Source organism: Candidatus Uabimicrobium amorphum, assembly GCF_009002475.1.
Classification (GTDB): Bacteria; Planctomycetota; Uabimicrobiia; order Uabimicrobiales; family Uabimicrobiaceae; genus Uabimicrobium; species Uabimicrobium amorphum.
This window is the reverse complement of sequence record NZ_AP019860.1, coordinates 8,539,893-8,558,571: the sequence shown is the minus strand read 5'-3', so window position 1 is coordinate 8,558,571 and position 18,679 is coordinate 8,539,893. Positions and strand designations below refer to the sequence as shown.

General features: G+C 39.3%; 11 protein-coding genes. 4 read left to right on the top strand and 7 right to left on the bottom strand.

Going from position 1 to position 18,679, the window contains the following annotated elements; genetic code table 11:
- Positions 1-288 precede the first annotated feature (288 nt).
- The 3 genes from UABAM_RS30065 to UABAM_RS30055 all read right to left on the bottom strand — a co-directional run bounded on the left by UABAM_RS30065 (position 289) and on the right by UABAM_RS30055 (position 5,373).
- A complete protein-coding gene (locus UABAM_RS30065) occupies positions 289-1,590 on the bottom strand; it encodes a serine/threonine protein kinase (protein WP_151971686.1) in 1,302 nt (433 codons plus the stop codon).
- Positions 1,591-1,739: 149 nt separating this feature from the next.
- Positions 1,740-3,482, bottom strand: coding sequence for an ABC transporter ATP-binding protein (locus UABAM_RS30060; RefSeq protein ID WP_151971685.1), 1,743 nt, complete (start codon positions 3,480-3,482; stop codon positions 1,740-1,742).
- A gap of 106 nt (positions 3,483-3,588) precedes the next feature.
- Positions 3,589-5,373, bottom strand: coding sequence for an ABC transporter ATP-binding protein (locus tag UABAM_RS30055; RefSeq protein ID WP_151971684.1), 1,785 nt, complete (start codon positions 5,371-5,373; stop codon positions 3,589-3,591).
- 690 nt (positions 5,374-6,063) lie between these two features.
- On the opposite strand from UABAM_RS30055, the gene UABAM_RS30050 reads away from it, so the two are divergent.
- The 4 genes from UABAM_RS30050 to UABAM_RS30035 all read left to right on the top strand — a co-directional run bounded on the left by UABAM_RS30050 (position 6,064) and on the right by UABAM_RS30035 (position 13,914).
- Complete coding sequence (locus UABAM_RS30050) at positions 6,064-7,464, top strand: 2-oxoadipate dioxygenase/decarboxylase family protein (RefSeq protein ID WP_151971683.1); 1,401 nt, start codon at positions 6,064-6,066, stop codon at positions 7,462-7,464.
- 180 nt (positions 7,465-7,644) lie between these two features.
- Positions 7,645-8,523, top strand: coding sequence for a formylglycine-generating enzyme family protein (locus UABAM_RS30045; RefSeq protein WP_173013659.1), 879 nt, complete (start codon positions 7,645-7,647; stop codon positions 8,521-8,523).
- Between the two features lie 133 nt (positions 8,524-8,656).
- Positions 8,657-9,943 carry an IS4 family transposase gene (locus tag UABAM_RS30040; protein ID WP_261344000.1) on the top strand — a complete coding sequence of 429 codons (1,287 nt, stop codon included), beginning with the start codon at positions 8,657-8,659 and terminating at the stop codon, positions 9,941-9,943.
- A gap of 329 nt (positions 9,944-10,272) precedes the next feature.
- Positions 10,273-13,914: a serine/threonine protein kinase gene (locus UABAM_RS30035; protein WP_151971681.1), complete on the top strand. Its 3,642-nt coding sequence runs from the start codon at positions 10,273-10,275 to the stop codon at positions 13,912-13,914.
- Positions 13,915-13,916: 2 nt separating this feature from the next.
- Here UABAM_RS30035 and UABAM_RS30030 read toward each other — a convergent pair whose 3' ends face one another.
- The 4 genes from UABAM_RS30030 to UABAM_RS30015 form a co-directional block, all read right to left on the bottom strand.
- Entirely contained in the window at positions 13,917-14,291 is a 375-nt protein-coding gene (locus UABAM_RS30030; RefSeq protein WP_151971680.1) for a hypothetical protein, read from the bottom strand.
- Between the two features lie 78 nt (positions 14,292-14,369).
- Positions 14,370-15,380 (bottom strand): ABC transporter ATP-binding protein, encoded by a 1,011-nt coding sequence (locus UABAM_RS30025; protein WP_151971679.1) that lies wholly within the window; start codon positions 15,378-15,380, stop codon positions 14,370-14,372.
- A 14-nt stretch (positions 15,381-15,394) separates the two neighbouring features.
- The gene (locus UABAM_RS30020) at positions 15,395-16,360 is read right to left on the bottom strand and encodes a hypothetical protein (protein WP_151971678.1); all 966 of its coding nucleotides are present in this window, start codon (positions 16,358-16,360) and stop codon (positions 15,395-15,397) included.
- Positions 16,361-16,369: 9 nt separating this feature from the next.
- The gene (locus UABAM_RS30015) at positions 16,370-18,673 is read right to left on the bottom strand and encodes a S9 family peptidase (protein ID WP_151971677.1); all 2,304 of its coding nucleotides are present in this window, start codon (positions 18,671-18,673) and stop codon (positions 16,370-16,372) included.
- Positions 18,674-18,679 lie beyond the last annotated feature (6 nt).

Genomic DNA, 18,679 nt, shown 5'->3' with positions numbered 1-18,679 from the left:
ATGTATATGATAATATATAAATATGCTTTTTTTTGCAAGACAAATATCAGGATTTATTTAAAATATTGTAATTACTTGAAAAAGAATAGCATAGAGAAAATTCGACGCGAATGGATTTGGCGAAAAACGGAAATGTTCAACGGAGATGGTAACGCTCACGATTGTTGGAAAATGTTTATGAGTCACATTTTCGAAAAGCGTGAGCGCGAACGAGTGGTAGGAAAAAGCACTACCGTTTTAACGTGCGGCAGTGAATTTTTTATCCATAAGCACCAAAATAGAAAACATTTACAGTAATTTTTTGATGTCGGACTGCATGGCAAACAACGTTTGATAACGCTTTTTCTTATCTATTTCAATTGCCTTATTGACTATTTGTACAACTTCACCAGGAACTCCCGTGAGAAGAGCCGGCTTTCGATTTTGGATATAAGCAGTGGCAATTTCATACATATTGCGGCATTCAAAATAAGGTGGACGTCCTGAAAGCATGAAATACAAGCTAGCGCCGATATTGTATATATCAGAACGCTGATCTATTTTGTCGGGTGCTTGTATTTGTTCTAAAGACATATAAAAATACGCATCGTTGTCGTTAGATTTCATTTCTTGTTCATTTATAATGCGATCTAAACAAAAACCACCGAGTTTCGCCGATTTGTTGTCACTGGTAATGACAATATTATCGGGACGAACATTTCCGTGAGTAATGTTCTGAGTTTGGGCATGGCGTAGAGCATTGAGTGCATAGTAAATTATTTTTAATGCCAATGGCGATGTGAGTTTATTGTGTTTTCCAACCATCTGTTTTACCGTCGTGCCATCGACAAACTCCTTGATTAAAGCATACTGATGATACGAAGGATAAAAACCAAAGTCATAGGTGGCGATAATATTTTTGTGGTTCAATGTTTTTAGAATGTTCATTTTTTCGCGGAATTTTTTTACTAGGTCCATGCTTATATCGTATGAGAATAGTTGCATGGCGATTCCTTGGTTTTTTTCGTCTAAAGCTAAAAATTCGTCATCGGTTAGCTTTTTGACAATGTTGTATTCTTTGAGAATAAATTCTTTATTTTGTGGAACAATGGGGATGGGCGATGTTCTGCGTAATAAAGAAATGGTCTCTTCGCGGTCAAGTTGAATGTCATCTACGGTTTTGGGTAAGCGAGGAACAGACGAAAATTGTTTCGCGACGATGTCCAATATAAAGTCTTTGTCTTCAGGGGAAAGAATGGTACTTTTTACCAAAAAATTGACAATTCTCACCAACAATGGTGAACTGAGTTTATCACCGATTGCGGAGGCAATATCGGTCATATTTTCGTGAGCTAAAGCAAATTGACAATCGAGTAAATGGATATACTCTACACGCGAAATAAAATTCTTGTGCTCGGCAATTTTGAGTATCGATTTCAAAATAAATAAAAGACGTACTGTATAGAGCTGTTTTTCGCTCAATAGAGCATTGAGCTGTACTTCTATTGGTTGCGGGGACTTTAAGATTCTACGTGCCTGTTCTTTTTCAATAAATTTGAGCTTTGATGCAAGGTGTAATAGCATCCGCGGCTTAACATTTTCCGTACTCATTGTCTAAACTTTCTGCAAATATCACATTGAACTCTCACAACTTTGGCGTTTTCAATTCTAACAAAAACTTTAGTGTTTCATCAATTTTAATCGAAAATTTCATGCAATGGAATTTGGTAAAATAGGGGCCGCAATGCGACCCCTAAAGTTTATATTGCTAAAGAATGATGATTTTTATTCCACAAATTGTAGTAAAAACCTTGCTGTTCTATTAGTTGATGATGACTGCCATCCTCAACGATTTGTCCTTTGGAAATCACCAAAATGCGATCCGCGGACCGTATTGTCGATAGGCGGTGCGCTATGATAAAACATGTTCGCTGTGACAAGATACGCGATATTGCTTTTTGGATATAAAACTCAGTTTCTGTATCGATATTTGCCGTTGCTTCGTCCATGATGATGATACTTGGGTTCGTAATCATCGCTCTGGCAAAAGAGATCAGTTGTTTTTGTCCACATGACAATAGATTTCCTTCTTCACCAACTTCGGTCTCATACCCTTTCGGAAAATCGGTGATAAAGTTGTGTGCGTATACAAGCCTCGCGGCATCTTCAATTTCTTGTTGTGTCGCATCTAGTTTTCCGTAGCGAATGTTTTCGGCAATCGTTCCACTGAACAAATGTGGCGTTTGTAGTACGATACCAAGTTGTGACCGGTACCAATCGACAGGATAGTGCTGATAATTTTCGCCATCGACACGTATTTCTCCCTGACTTGGTTGGTAAAAGCGATTGATTAAACTGACAATTGTACTTTTTCCGCTACCGGTTTCGCCAACTAGCGCAATTACTTGGCCAGGTTTTACATGTAAATTAAAGTTTTGTAGTACTGCTTCACCTTGTTTGTATTGAAAGCTGGTGTTGCAAAACTGAACTTCTCCACGTAACTTCAATCCCGTAATACCCTTTGCGGCGTCGTCGGTAATTTCGACAGGGGTATTGAGCAGATTAAATATTTTCTCCGCTGCGGCCCGTGCATTTTGCATTTCAGCAAAAACGCGCGCAATGTGATTGATTGGCTCGAAAAATAACTTCACGTATGAAAAAAAAGCGACCAATGTTCCATAAGTAATTGCTCCGGCAACAACGCCATTACCACCAAAATAAATTGCTAAAGCACAGCCTGCCATGGCAATGATCTGTACAATGGGGAAAAACATTGCCGCGTAAATAGATGCGCGAAATGAGGAATTGTACATTTTATTGGTAAATTTTTGAAATTCCTCAAAGTTTTTCTCTTCGCGCACTAAAGTCTTTGTTGTATGAACCCCCACAATTCCTTCGTTAAATGCGGCGGTAATTTGCGCATTGTTTTCACGAACACCGCGATAGTTACGCAGTATCAATTTTTGAAAAAACACACTCACCACAACAAGTAACGGAACAACCGTCAATACAATGCACGCCAATTTAACGTTGAGTATTAGCATGGCAATGATGACAAAAACTAGAGTCAATAACCCCCATGCGATATCGACGAGTCCCCAAGCGATTATGGCACCCAAGCGTTCACAATCTGATGTCATTCGCGCCATAAGCCATCCGACACTATTGCGGTCGTAAAACGAACACGACAGATTTTGTAAGTGAGAAAAACTTTTGCGGCGTACATCGTGGGCAACAGATGTCTCAATTTTTCCGGCCAAACTAATAAAGAGCCATATATTTATTGTTTGCATGACTATAATCGCGAAATACACAATGGCAAATACATACACTTCATCGAAATTTTTGGTAACGATAAACTCGTCGATGACATATTTTGTCAAAAATGGAAAAATCGCATCCACTGCTCCGACGAGAATAATGATGATGACCAAAGCAATAAATTGTTTTTTGTAAGGCGCCAAAAAAGGCAGAATTTGCCGCCACAAAGATTTATTTTGCATAACTCCATTTCCTTATAACAACATGATAACGTCTTTCGTATATTGCTGAAAAACGTTGTTAAATTCCCGTAATGTGCGCGTTCTTTAGAACCCGCACAAGTTGTTGTTATACGCAAGGTGGTGCATGTTCACGTGGAATAATGTCAACCTCGTCATTGTGTTGCATTTTCCAAATACGCTGGTATGCGCCAGGCTCATTCATAAGTTGTTTATGGGTACCTTGCTGTACAATTTTTCCACGTTCGAGAAAGACAATCCAATCAGCGTTGATCACGGTACTCAAACGATGAGCGATAATGAGCGTTGTGGTTGCTTTCATTTTATTGCGCAACGATTGCAATATCGAACTTTCTGTATCGGTGTCCACGGCGCTAAAAGAATCGTCAAAAATAAGTATCGGAGTTTCACGAAGTAATGTACGCGCAATGGCAGTGCGTTGCTTTTGTCCTCCGGAGAGGGTTACTCCACGTTCTCCTAGTTGTGTTTGATAACCGTCGGCGAAATTTTGAATCGTGTTGTGTATCGCTGCGGTTTCCGCGGCCTTGTACACATTATCTTCGCTAGCGTGTAAATTTCCCCACAGTAGGTTTTCATAAATCGTTTTTGAGTACAAAAATGGATTTTGCAACACAATACCGATTTGTTCACGCAGTGCTTTGCGTTGCACTGTTTTTATATCTACACCACCAATGGTGATTCTTCCGTTGTTACAGTCATACAAACGCATTAATAGTTTCACAACCGTACTTTTTCCTGCCCCCGTGGCACCTAGAAGTGCTACCGTTTTTCCTTTATTGACGCGAAAGGAGATGTTCTGCAAAGCAGGTCTACCTTCTTCATAGCCAAATGAGACGTTTTCAAAACAAACGTCACCTTCGGGAATCTCAATGTTGCTGTATTCACCTTGCTCCTGCGTCTCGTTGAGGACATGGGCGATTCGTTGTGCTGCGACGGTTGTTTTTCCGAAATCCGCCAAAATTCTTCCCATATGGCGAACCGGCCACAACAACATGGTTTCATAGGTGACAAATGTCACAAAAACTCCTAGGCTTATATGACCAGCTACTGTCCACAAACTACCAAAAAATAGCACCGCCGCTATCTGTATCAAACAAATGAAATCAGATATTGACCAATACCAAGCAATTAAACAGATTACTCGATAATGATGATCGCGGTATGTGGCATTTTTTTGCGAAAATTTTTCTATTTCGTAATTCTTACGTGCAAAGGCACGTACCACGCGACTCGCCGTTAAATTTTCTTGTATTGTTGTTGTCATACTTGCTTCTGCTTCGTCGGCAATTTTAAAAGCCTTTTGCATCTTACGAAAGAATACCAAGGTGAACAAAAAAACAATAGGAATGGTAATTGTTGCAATTATTGTCATTGCTCCGCTTAAAGATAGCATGATCGGAATGACTGCGATTACCATAATGCAAGAACGTGCTATTTCAGGTACGTGCATTGCCAAAAAACGACGAATTGTTTCCACGTCTGAAGTAGAACGCTGTACCAAATCACCGGTCTCATTAGCATTGTGAAAAGTACAGCGTAAATGCTGCATGTGGTCGTATAGTTTTTCGCGAATATCACGAACAATTCCTTCGGCAGCACGTTGCGCTAAATGACTGCGCGTGTAGCTAAAAATTCCCTCAGCTATTGCGAAGCACACCAGACTAATTGCCACAAGCCACAATCCGTAGTGTAGGAAAAACTGCTGCAATTGGCTCCAGTCTGTTGGTTTTTGTGCAATAACATGATCAATAACAAAACCGATTAACAGCGGTGTGGCGTATGCAAAGGCTGTGGCGACAACTGTCATTACAAAAGCTCCGATGTACAGTTTTCGGTAGCCATGCGTAAAAAACCACAAGTTATTTCTTTTCATAAAAAACTCACTTTACATAAAAAAAGCCATGTCATTTGACATGGCTAATTAAGTATTACGATACTAAAATAAAAAAAGCCACGAAATGGGGGGACACTTCGTGGCTTTTCTATTAGCCACAGAGTCTAACTCTGTGACCTATTTACTGATAACTTACTCTTTGATCACAGACAGACTTTTCCCTGTTTTGCCGAACATCGGTGTGTTTTTATAAGAGATAATCATAATTCTGTGCTCCAAAAATAAACTATCAACAGTTAAAATTTTTTTTGGGTATGCATGAAATTTTAGTTTTGCGTTTAACAACATATTAAACTTTTGTATAAGGTATTTTCAATGCGCGACGAATGTAACATATTTAAATCTTTTTGCAATACTTTTTTTATATTTTTTTATATTATATAAGATAGAGCGCGTCATCAATTAGCTAAGGACACTAAATGTATATAAAATATACACGGTGTCATTCCTGGCTTGACCAGGAATCTACAAATAAAAGTACAAAACCCAATAAAAATAAGACTTTCTTTTATTGTTTTTTCTCTTAAAAAACGTGGATCCCGCATCAAGTGCGGGATGACACAGTAAAGGAAATATTTCTTTAATTGATGACAATACCTATTATAACGTGTGTTACAGAAACGAATGCGGTTTATAAAAAAGTAAGCAACACTTTTAAGGAGGCTAGCTATGAGTGAATATATACCTTCCTGGCAAATTCGTGCACAATTTTGTAAATATTTGTCAGATTTATACGCAAAAGAAGTACCTTTGTATAACAAGCTTGCCTCGATGGTGCGGCAAATCAACAAAGAGGTTATTGTCAAACATCCCGAGTTAGGACTTAATATTCGCGATGTGGATGTCATTAGTGCGGAGCGGCATGGGGCAATACGTTTGGGAAAACCGCAAGAGTTGCACATGATGGCAAAAGTTTTTCGTGTAATGGCCATGTTCCCCGTCGATTTTTATGATCTAACAAAATCAGGTGCGAAAAGACAGCCTGTTATCTCAACGTCTTTCCGACCGATCTCCCTTAACGAAATTGAAAAGTCATCATTTCGCATGTTTGTGTCTCTCCTGCAACCAGATGACCGCAGCTTTTTTTCTGCGGAAGTCGGAGAACAAATTAAGAAGAACATCGAAAACCGCGATTTTTTTTCCAAAAAGCTTCGCGAATTACTCACTGAATATGAGGCTCAAGGCGGTTTTACACAACAACAAGTGGACACTTTTATACAAGAAGCGGCCAAAATATTTACATGGTCTCAGCAAGCCACAAATCGCAAATTGTACAACCATCTAATGGATAATGGTTTGGCTATCGCAGCTGACATTGCTTGTTTTGCGAATCCTCATCTCAATCACCTAACTCCGAATTCCTTGGATATTTCGAAATTATACGATTTTATGGCTGAGGAAATTCCCGAAAATTTAAAAGACAGTATTGAAGGTCCACCACTACGCAAAACACGTATTTTATTGCGACAAACGTCTTATAAAGCCGTTGTCGAAGAGGTACTGTTTATCGACGAGAGCGGAGAAAAAGCCAAGGCATTTCACAAAGCGCGTTTTGGCGAAATAGAAGAACGCGGTATGGCGATGACCATAAAAGGCAAAGAGCTATATGAAAAGGCTTTGAAAAAATACATGGAGAATGGTAATCAGGACGAATTTGCGATTATTCCAGACTCTTATGACGATTTATACAAAGAAAAATTGGGATATTACATGTATAACGCTGCGTCGCAGGCAAAAGACAATATGAGTTGCGACATTGATGAACTTGTGGCCAGTGGTGACGTGCATATTACACCTATTCGCTACGAAGATTTTTTACCGGTAAGCGCTGCGGGGATTTTTGCCTCAAATCTCGGCAATTACGGTGTGGAAAAAATTAACCAAGAAGAAACAGTGTACACGAAAGAGCAATTACAAGACATCATTGGTTCGAAGATACACAACTCTTTCGCCATTTACGAGCAGCAAAGCACACAGTCTCTTATCAATACATACAAAGAATTGGGAATTTGGGATAAGATTGACAACAAAGAAGAACTCGAAGCAAAAACAAACTATATCGAAACCTAAGGCGCGAAAAATATATAGAATTTCGTGATGAGACAAGGTCCACTTCGGTGGGCCTTTTTTTATGGTTTAAAAAACGAGAAAAATGTTACAAAAGTTTTATGAAAAATGATTAACGACAGAGGAGTTGTCGGGAATATTTTGCGGGTGGATAGAACTGAACATGAGAACTTTGGAGCAGAAATGGACAGAAAAGTAGTCAAAGGTAAGTCGTTACAAAAAGTAGAGCCGAATACCAAATACATGGGATGTAGTTTCTATTTGGACTATGTAGATGGCGAAGACCTGGAGGGAACAGAGTTCGACAACTGCTCTTTTCGCGGAGAATTTCGCGATTGGGGCAGAGATGAATATGGATTGTGGATGGCAATCACTTACAAAAATGTACGTCAGGTGATGCGCTGGATAAAACCGGGAACGTTTATCATGGGGTCTCCACAGACAGAAGAGGGGAGGGAGGGAGATGAAGTGCAGCATCAGGTAACGCTGAGTCAAGGATTTTGGCTGGCAGAAACGGCGTGCACGCAAGAGTTGTGGAAAGTGGTGATGTCAGAGAATCCAAGTTATTTTAAAGGTAATCAGCGTCCTGTGGAGCGTGTAAATTGGGATGATTGCCAGGTATTCCTGGATAAATGGAACAAGGAGATAACAGGAGGCGAATTGAGCTTGCTAACAGAGGCACAGTGGGAATACGCATGTCGTGCGGGAACAACAACAGCATTTAGTTTTGGGGAAACTGTTATACCAGAACAAGAAGTAAGTTACGTTGTATATGAAACAGTGGAAGTAAAGTCACTACCGTGCAACAGTTGGGGATTGTACGAGATGCATGGGAATGTGCTAGAATGGTGTAGTGATTGGTATGGTGAGTATAGTGACTCAAAAACGACAGATCCTGTTGGGGCTGTTAGTGGTACGTACCGCGTCCTTCGCGGCGGTTGCTGGTTCTACTCATCCAGCTACGTACGCTCTGCGTCCCGCGACCACCTCGAGCCTGACGACCGCGATGACTATCGCTGCGACAGTATTGGTTTCCGGTTTTGCTTGAGGTCACAGAAGTAAAGAGCGGAGCTATGGGTTTGGAAATGTAAAGGAGGTAGCGGAGCTGTCAGGGCAAGCCCATTGACTTAAGCGTAAGTATATAGTATAAAATAATTTAAAACAGTAAAAGAAGAGATTATGAAAAAAAAGAGTAATAGATAAAAGTAAAGAACTATTAGAGTCAGAGCGTTTCAAAAAAATGCATCGTAAAAACGAAAAAGACTTTACAAGAGAAAGAAAACTACCTTTTTCAAGATTAATGGTATTCATGATACGTAAAAGCATAAAATCAATACAAAATAGGCTAAACGAATTCGTAAAAGACTTGCTTACAAATTTTACAACGGTAACCTCAGGAGCATATACAAAAGCAAGGAAAAAGCTGAATTATACAGCCTTTATAGAGTTAAATAAGCAAGCAGTAGTTGAAACATTGTATGAAGATGAAGACTACAGAAAATACAAAGGTTTTCGTCTATGTGCAATAGACGGATCAAAAGTAAGACTTCCAAATGAAAAAGAGATAGAAGAACATTTTGGCACAATAAGATATAAAAATAAAAACATAAGTGTAGAAGGATCACACGCATTTGCAACAGTGTCAGTACTTTATGATCTACTAAACGAAATCGCAATTGATAGCGAAATAGGACACTGTAAAAAAGATGAAGAGCTATTTGCTTACAAACACTTTCAACATGCAAATGAAAATGATCTCATTCTCTTCGACAGAGGTTATTGTTCATATACCCTGTTAGCACATTTATGTAAAAAAGGTATCAATTTTGTAGTTAGATGTCCTGTTAATTCTTTCTATCAAGCAAACAAAATGTTTAAGCAGAAAATTGAGAGCTGTATTACAACTATTGAACCTCCTGACGATAAAAAGAAATTAGTTAATGACCAGTCTCTACCATCGAAAATTTCTGTACGTTTTGTTCGTGTTATGCTTGATACAGGTGATGTTGAAGTCCTTGTTTCTTCCTTAGTGGATGAACAATTGTACCCCACTGATGATTTTAAAGAGCTTTATTGGTTTAGATGGGGTATAGAAACTTTCTTTGATCGCATTAAAAACCGTCTTGACCTTGAGAATTTCACTGGCAAAACTACTCTATCTGTTCAACAAGATTTCTATGCTACTATTTACATTAGTGGTCTTGAATCTATTCTTATTGAAGATGCTCAAGATATTCTTGATCAGAAAACTTCTAGCAATAAGTATCCTCAGCAGGTCAATAAATCCGTTTCTTTTAATACCATTAAAAACTACGCTCTTGATTTACTTTTTGAAAATGACTCTGATTTACTTTTTGAAAAACTTACTCAACTTTTTCTTTCTTCTCCTACTTGCATTCGAAAAGATCGCCCTCGACCCCGAGTTAAATCTCCTCGAAAACAAGTTAATTACTATAAAAGAAAACGAAAACCTACTTACTAGATTTTCTTAAGTCAATGGGCTTGAGCTGTCAGGGATACATTTCACAGATGGATAGAACTGATACCATCTTTCCAGTTTTTTTCTATAACGGAATGTCAATGATCTTTGGTGATTTCGTCAAGAAATTTAATTGATTTTTTGCTTAAAAAATTGCTAAAATTTACAACACGGATTTTTAGTTTCATTGAGCTTTGATGCAGGGAAATTGATAATTCAGAAATAAACTTTTCAATTGTATCCTGGATAGATATTTTTTTGGGTTTATTGTGATGAGGCTCAATTCATGCTGTCGTCTTATTTGCTCTTCCCATATCGAAATCTAAACTACTATGCAAAAATTTTCTACTTACAACACCTACTTGGCCAAAAAACTGAAAGAACAAGATTGCGTTGCGATGAATCTTTTGGTGGAGGGATTGCGCTATTGTAACGAACATGAGCGCAATTTGGGTGAGTATATACTCGACAAAAAGTGGGTTACGGTGCTTGAGTATGTGGAAATTATGCACAGTTTACACGAGTATATCCCCTCACAAATGAAATTCGACAAGTATTTTATTGTTCGCGAGCTAGGACGTGGCGGTATGGGAGTGGTCTACTTGGTGGTTCGTGAAGATTCTACGCGTCTTTTAGTTCTCAAAACCTTACTACACTGCGACCGCGATTACATCAGACGTTTTTATAAAGAAGCGCGCGGTGTATCGACATTACAACATGCGAATATCGTTCCTATCTATGATTTTGGACAACAAAAAGGTATTCCATATTTTACGATGAAGTATATAGAAGGTATTGATTTTGAGCAATTTCTCAAAGCAAATCGCGATAAAATAGATGTATGCATTGATATACTCGTGACAATCTCCAAGGCGGTTGATTACATACACCAAAAAAATATAGTTCATCGCGACATTAAGCCCGCAAATATACTTCTCGATAAAAATTTTACTCCATACCTTGCAGACTTTGGCTTGGTAAAGCTTCCTGGGCAAGCTACTCTTACAAAGGATGGCGACATTTTAGGAACAATTCACTATACCTCTCCTGAACAAGCGCGCGGGGTAAAAAATCTCTCTTCCAAAGCCGATGTGTATAGTTTGGGTGTGCTGTTGTATGAGGTACTCACGGGGAAAACTCCTTTTGCAGATCATAATATGATCGCTGCCTATCGCAAGGTGATCAAAAGTATACCTCCTGAACCACAAAAGTATGCAAGCTCGATTCCCGATGCGTTGAATCAAATTTGCGTACGCGCGATGAATAGAAATCCTCAAAAGCGTTTTAATGCCATGGAATTTGCAACGGCTTTACAGAAATACAAAGACACTCCTAACCTGCCTAAATACCTCAAGTACTTGTATCGTGGTCAGCGTTGGTTCTTTTCCAAAGGGTGGCTTATTATCAGTAGTGTCGTTGTTATTTTTAGTGCGGTATTTTTGGGATGGCAGCAGTATTCTCCATCACCGCAGTGGTATAATGAGTATATTACAGATAGTTTAGAAGATGCAAAGCGCGGTAAAAAATTATTGTCGGAAGCAAAAAAACTTGTGGAGCACAACGATTTTGCACAAGCGTATCCGATTTTGCAACAAGCTCAAAAACTAGATCCTAACAATGTGGATGTTCCGTATTACTTGGCTTTGTGTTTGGAAAAACAACAAAAATACTCACAGTCGATCGAATATTTGACACAATGCATTGCTTTTGTTCCTTGGGAAGCAAAGTATTTCAAAAAAAGAGGTGAAGTTTTTCAGAAAGCAAAACGGCATGATGAGGGGATATATGATTTTTTGCGCTGTATTGAATTAGATCCACTCAATATATTTGCTGTCGAAAATATTTATGACATGGCCTTGAGCGGTACATCACCAAAGTTATTGTTCACGGTCAAGCAAGTCTTCAAAGAACGTTCATTTCTACAATATACAAGACGGCGTGTCGATTTATTTCAGCAGCAAAAAAATAAGCTGTGCACGGAAATAATGCAAAATAAATTTTTGCACTACGCGCAACAGCCTACGACAAAATCGCAAATCAAAAAATTTATCGACCGATTTTTCGAACAACACGATCCAGAGCCAAAAAAGAGTGCCTTTAAAGCAATGTTACTTCACCCCAAGACGTCGATTGCATACATTGACGATTTGTTGGCGACCACGCACAAAGTACCCACAAAAAAATTGCTACGACTGCGCGAGGATCTTCGTAAGCATTACATTGAAAATATGCGCGTTTTTATTTTGCGCACTATCGTGACCTATGTCCAATTACAAAGAAAGCATGGCCTCCGTAAATTGTACTCTTGGAGAAAAGATGTCTTTGGTATTTTACGCGAAATTATCTGCGATAAAAATGAAAATGAGATCATTCGTTACTATGCAGCGGAAATATTTTTTGAATTGGATTTAGTCAAGGCCTTTACATTCACCACGACAGTTTTGCATAGCGATGATTTGAATGTGGTTTTCATTTTAAAATCACTTGCGCGCGAGTATCAAAATAAACTGCTGCAGCTAGAGGATTCCTCGGTTACAGTGCGAGAAAGTAAATTGTACGTGAACGAGCAAGAGATCGCGGTGGACATCGGTGAAGAAATAATTGCTGCGCAAGTTATGCCATTTATCAAAGTAAAAGCAATCAAGTGCGTACACTCGCAAAGCATACTGCAACAACTGATCGCACCAGCACAAAGTCCGTTTGTACGACTCCACGCACTTGCGAAGATGAACGTCAACACCGACCAAAAAGCGTATGAGATATTGTCTTATTTTTTGAACTGTGACGACGAGCATCAACGAGGTTTTGCCTTAAATTTACTCACCCCACAAATGCCTTCTTACGAACTTAAATTATTGCGTGCGATGCAAGACCGTTCTTCTCTTGTCAGGTCTGTGGCCATAAGCGGTATTACAGCAGACTGCTCTCCTAAGATTTTTGTAAAACTTCGTGAGTACCTAAAAGAGGAATCAGATCTTTTTTTGCGTTTACAGTGTGTGCTGAGACTATCACCAGATCATTTTCTAAAGGATATTCTCGTCAATGCTAACGAAAATATCATCGTGCGTTTTGCAACTATGTTTTATTTTTCTAAAAAGAAGAATTTTAAAACGAAAGATTTAGGAGTGTTACAGCATTTAATGAGTGACGATAATAAAATTATGCGTTTTTTTATTACCTTTTCTTTGATGCGTCGCAAGTTTGGTGCAATGACTCCCATGGTATTGGCTTTCATGAACAATAAAGACTATTACAGTCGTCTTGGGATTGCGATGAGCACGAGTCCTGACCTTGTTAGTCGGTTAAGATCGTATGCACTTCACGCTCCCGAAAAGCGCGTTCGCGATGTTGCTTTAGTGTCGCTAGTGACCATTTATATCAACAATGGTTTTCATCGCATACAAAATCGCATGAAAAAAACCGGTTCTCTCGATCTTTCCAATGCAGAAAGATTTTTTCCCGAGCTGAATGAATTGCACAATATTTGTGAAAAGAAAAATGAGAAAGAGTGGCTATCCTTTGGATATCGCCATTTTTTATACGATGAAAATTACGAGATCGAAAAAATCCATGCCTCCATGCGCGACGAATTCAATGCCGATCATGCTGCTTATTTGCAGAGGCTATTAAATAAGGTGCTAATCGAAGACCAATTGACCGTTTTTCGGATTAATTTTTTAAGTTTTCGGGCGATGATTGTAGACGATGGTAGTTTGCGTAAACTAGAAAGAAGTGCTCTTGCATATGGTATTTTTAAAAGGGCCCCGTCACCAAAGCAATACCAAGAATGTCTCGATATCTTGAGAGGAATTGAGCATTTACAACCAATACAAAGATATTGGCTGGCAGATTTACATTTTAGCCAAAAAGAATATGCTGCGGCAAAAAAAGCTATTGATAGAGCTATCGCAGATGAACCGTGGAATGTACAATTTTTGAGATTGCGTAATGAGGTAAATAGACAAAACAACTAGTTTTAGTTGGATGGATTTTCGTCTTCTTCAAGTTCTTCGTTTAAGCGAAGAATGATTTCTTCTTGGGCCTCGATTTTTTCTCGTAGGTATGCATTTTCTTGCTTCAGATTTTCTAGTTCTTGTTGTGTTTCTTCTGAAGTATTATCTAGATAAAAAGGAGAGGAACCGTTGTTATTTTGACTTTGATTTTGGGTCTGGGCAATGAGTTTTGTTGTTTGTCCAAGTAAGTTGACAAACATGTGGCGAATACCCTCACACTCTTTGCGAATTGTCTCGTTTTCTTGTCTTAATAAGTCTATTTGTTGTTGTTGCAACGCAATTTTTTTATCAAGATTGTCTTCTAGATTTTCAATTGTTTTTAACCACGGAAAAATCATACGGCCTCCTGTAATGTATATTATATATATAATAGAATAACACGCTTATCAAAAAATACAACTGCAAAATTGCGTTTTTCAAAAAATAATAACTTTGTCTACCGCAAAATTCATAAAGACTTCGTCACCCTTTTCTGCTATTTTTTCATGACAGAAAACCATCAGTCGTTGCGCCTGTGTACGTACGTAAAATAAAAATCCTAGCCCATGAAATTCTATATCATCAACAATTCCCAAAACTCCCTGATGTTCAAGCGTAATGTGCTGCGCGCGTATGGCTAGAGTTATCTGGCCATTGGTCAAGTTCGTTGGAATTGCGGTTTGCTGGTTATCTATCTTTAATAGGCTGTTTTCCACTTGCGCATTGATAATATTCATTGGCGGGTCTCCCAGGAAAGACGCGACTTCTAATGTTTTGGGAAAATTGTACACGTTATGTGGAGTATCCAGTTGCTGTAATTGACCTGATAGTAAAATCGCCAATTTATCTCCCATCGCTAATGCTTCTTGTTGATTGTGAGTTACATAGACTACGGGAATTTTTAAGTCACGACATATTTGTTTTACTTTACTGCGTAAAGCGTATTGGGTTTTCACATCAAGATGTGCAAAAGGCTCATCGAGTAGCATTAGAGACGGTTTGCGGATGAGTACGCGTCCGAGAGCTGCACGTTGTACTTCGCCCCCTGATAGGTTTTGTGGATAACGATATCGCAAATTCTCTAAACGAAGGTCTTTGATAACTTTGACGATTTCCGCATTCTGTTTTTGGGGGGAATACTTCTTGGCACGACAAACAAAACGCAAATTTTCCTCTACGGTTAAATGGGGAAGTAAGGTAGATTCTTGAAATAACAAGCCTATATTACGTTGATGTACAGGCACGTGGGCCATATCCTTACTTTGAAAAATTACTGATCCACAATCGACATTCTGTAGACCAGCGATGATATGTAGCAAGGTAGTTTTTCCTGCGGCAGATGGTCCTAGCAACATTAAGATTTCGCCTTCGGAAACACTCAATGAAATGTTGTTAAGGACTTTTTTGCTTGCGAAGGTTTTGCTGATATTTTTTAATTCCAGAGACATGACTTCTTCTTACATCAAGTTGAAATGACACGACCTTTGAGAGTGCGTTTTAAATTCTTTTCCTGTAGAGTTAAAGCTGGGCGTAATTGTCGCAGTACTTTTCCTTTAGCTATCCCACTTTGCTGTTTCAGGATAATACCTTCCACATAGGAGTTGATGGCACCCAAAGAATCTTTTTTTATCACAAAATCTTTGGCGAAAATTTTGTGTTTGCGCGCTAAATAACCGCGCCAATCTTGCACGCGTTTACACAACATGTCAAAAAATGAATGACCAAACGGACGATCGTCGTCGTGGAACAAACTCCAGAAGCATTCTTCTACGCGCCAATAGTTTGTGGCAATTTGGTAACTGCTTGCTTGCGAAGATAACGATCGCTCTAAAACTTCTTTGCGTCGTTTGATTTCATCGATTATTTTTTGACGGTTTTCTACTGAGACCGGTACCGCTTTATTGCGATAAATACTTTCAATGGCACAACTCGTTTGTGGTTGCATACGAGCATGGATCGTCAAAAGCTCTACTTCCCCTAAAATCCCCCGCCAGTGTGTGGCAAAATTTTTTGCTTTGTGGTAATCGGGAAATGGAGTGTTACTCGGTAGTATGACCGTTGTCACCGGAGGCAAAAGGAGTTTTCCGCGTTTTTTTAGCCCTGGTACGACTAGAATCATTTTTTTGGCTTGGGCACGAGGAGAGCAGCAATAAATCACTTTCCCCACTTCTTTGGTTAAATTTCCCATTTGTTGCGGATGTAGAACATAACCAGCTTTTTTTAATTCGTTTAACCATCCGCCCCAACACTTTTGAAAAACTTGCATTTTTTCCTTGGGCAATTTCCCAAGGTTTAGTGCCGCAACTAAGTTACTGCGCACCGCCGAAATTGTTTTGACAAAAGAAATGGCGTCTTTGCTAGAACTAAGGTTGTACTTCGTTTGTATTTTGTGCCACACATCGGCTTCGCGATTCCAGTTATGTAACATGTTTACATCCTACTTTAAATTTTTTTCGAAAAGCTGAAAAATACGCTGATATTCATCACGCCAACTCTTTGGTTCGACAAAACTATGTCCTTCTAGTGGGTATACCGCGAGTTCCCAGTTGTCTTTTTCTAACTCTATGAGGCGTTGCGCTAAACGTACCACATCTTGAAATTGAACGTTACGATCTAGCATTCCATGACATATAAGAAGCGCTCCTTTGAGGCCTTCTGCGAAGTAAATGGGAGAGCTACGCTTGTAGGCTTTCTCATCTTCCGCCGGCGTGTTTAAAATATTGGAAGTATAAGGATGGTTGTAATGCGCCCAATCTGTTACCGAACGAAGAGCTGCTCCGGCTTTAAACGTATTTGCTTCTTTAAACATCGCCATGAGTGTGATAAAACCACCATACGAACCACCATAAATGCCAATGTTTTTTGGGTCTACATTACATTGTGCGATCAAAAATTGCGCGCCATCTACTTGATCGGTTAGATCATCTCCGCCCATGTGACGATATATTGCGGTACGCCAATCGCGACCGTATCCTGCGCTCCCACTGTAATCGATATCGAGAACTGTGTACCCATTGTCCACTAAGAAGTTGTGAAACATGTACTCGCGAAAATACGTACTCCACCATTTATGTGCATTTTGTAAATAGCCAGCACCATGAACAAAAATGACACCTGGCTTTGGGTTGGTATTTTTTGTATCGCGGTATAGTCGCGCGTAAACTTTTTTGCCGTGGCGATTTGGGAAAGTAACTATCTGTGGAACACGCCACTTATAACGACGAAATTGTTCCGAGGTCGAGTGTGTAACCTGTCGTGCGTTACTACCGGGTTTATTTTCCATGACAAATAATTCCCATGGTTTGTTACAGAAGGAATTGCGGATGGCAATTTTTGTTTCATCAGGCGAAATATATGTTTCGTTATTTCCTGGCATGGACGTCATTTGCGTCATCTCACCGCCCATTATTGGCATGCGAAAGAGGTGGCGTTCTCCAGGATGGGTTTTATTTGCGGTAAAATACCAATGTTTGCCATTTGCTGATATTTTGGGGGAGTAAATCTCAAACTTTCCCGATGTGAGTTGTGTTTTTGTGTTTTTTTGCAGATCGTAAATATAAAGATGTGAGTAGCCTGTTTTTTCTGACTGAAACCATAAATGGGAACTGTCAGGAAGAAAACCAATGTTGCCACTGCTCCAACGCCACCCACCGACACCTGGTCCTCCAATCCACGCTTCATCTGTCTGGCGATCGATGAGCGATAATTTACCATTGCTAAGGTCTAGCTTCATGATCCAACGATCTTTATTGTCGTGGGCGAGAACGACCACTACACAGTCGTTGGTTTTTGCAGACCAAAATGGACCATGTATAATAACATCTCTAGGGGCCTTTTTATTGCGTACATGCGATGGGTGATCTTTGATACCTGGAATATCCGATGTATCAACGAAGTACACTTTATTTTTTTCGCGGTCAAAAATCCCCATTTTACTCGTGTCTTTTACGGTACCTACTTTGCTACGTGCATTCATATTTTGCGTGTAGCCGGAGGTGGTGGTGTAATTGGGCACAATGGTTGATTTTGCTTTGCCCGTTTTAGATAAGCGAAAGGTTACATGTTGTTCATCGGGACTGAGTTTTACATTTTGTAGAGTATTATTTTCGGTGTAGATCTTGCAAGGTGTTTTTTCTTTTGAAGTCGATGTCTCTTTTTTGTCTTGGTTACGTTTGCGTAGAGTTTCTATCAACTCCAACTGTTGCTTTTCTAGCCATTGCGACGCCTCATCGTTACTTTGTTTTTCTGGTGGTTTATGTCCTTTGACAAAGTTGGTAATCTGCTCATAACAATGATTCTTTAAAGACCACAAGTAAAGGTTCTGTTCTTTTGTAAAAACAATACCACTATCAGAAAAGTAGGCCCCTGCCTCTCGTGCGAGTGTTTTTGTGAGACGTTGCGTTGTATTTTTTTGTATATCAATGAAATATATGTCACCGTTTTCTATGTATACTTTTGCGGTTTTTGCTTTGTTGGTACGCGCCGTTGGTTCCATTTTATCCACAGCTGTTATCTCTAAGGATTGTGCATCTACGCGATACAGATTATTGTCATTTACTTTTTTACCACGAAAGTAAATGGCACTACTGTCGCTTGACCAACGAATGGCCGATGGTAAAGTTCCTACAGATGTTTGTGGATCCGCCATAATTTTTTTGATGGAAAGTGACATTGTCGTGTTTTTGTCGTCCGCGAAAAGCAAACCATAAACAAACATAGAAAATAGAATTATACGCAACATGATTAT

Excerpts from the sequence above, each read along its gene's own strand:
- UABAM_RS30065 (WP_151971686.1), bottom strand. The coding sequence starts at position 1,590 with ATGAGTACGGAAAATGTTAAGCCGCGGATGCTATTACACCTTGCATCA.
- UABAM_RS30060 (WP_151971685.1), bottom strand. The coding sequence starts at position 3,482 with ATGCAAAATAAATCTTTGTGGCGGCAAATTCTGCCTTTTTTGGCGCCT.
- UABAM_RS30055 (WP_151971684.1), bottom strand. The coding sequence starts at position 5,373 with ATGAAAAGAAATAACTTGTGGTTTTTTACGCATGGCTACCGAAAACTG.
- UABAM_RS30050 (WP_151971683.1), top strand. The coding sequence starts at position 6,064 with ATGAGTGAATATATACCTTCCTGGCAAATTCGTGCACAATTTTGTAAA.
- UABAM_RS30045 (WP_173013659.1), top strand. The coding sequence starts at position 7,645 with ATGGACAGAAAAGTAGTCAAAGGTAAGTCGTTACAAAAAGTAGAGCCG.
- UABAM_RS30035 (WP_151971681.1), top strand. The coding sequence starts at position 10,273 with ATGCAAAAATTTTCTACTTACAACACCTACTTGGCCAAAAAACTGAAA.
- UABAM_RS30030 (WP_151971680.1), bottom strand. The coding sequence starts at position 14,291 with ATGATTTTTCCGTGGTTAAAAACAATTGAAAATCTAGAAGACAATCTT.
- UABAM_RS30025 (WP_151971679.1), bottom strand. The coding sequence starts at position 15,380 with ATGTCTCTGGAATTAAAAAATATCAGCAAAACCTTCGCAAGCAAAAAA.
- UABAM_RS30020 (WP_151971678.1), bottom strand. The coding sequence starts at position 16,360 with ATGTTACATAACTGGAATCGCGAAGCCGATGTGTGGCACAAAATACAA.
- UABAM_RS30015 (WP_151971677.1), bottom strand. The coding sequence starts at position 18,673 with ATGTTGCGTATAATTCTATTTTCTATGTTTGTTTATGGTTTGCTTTTC.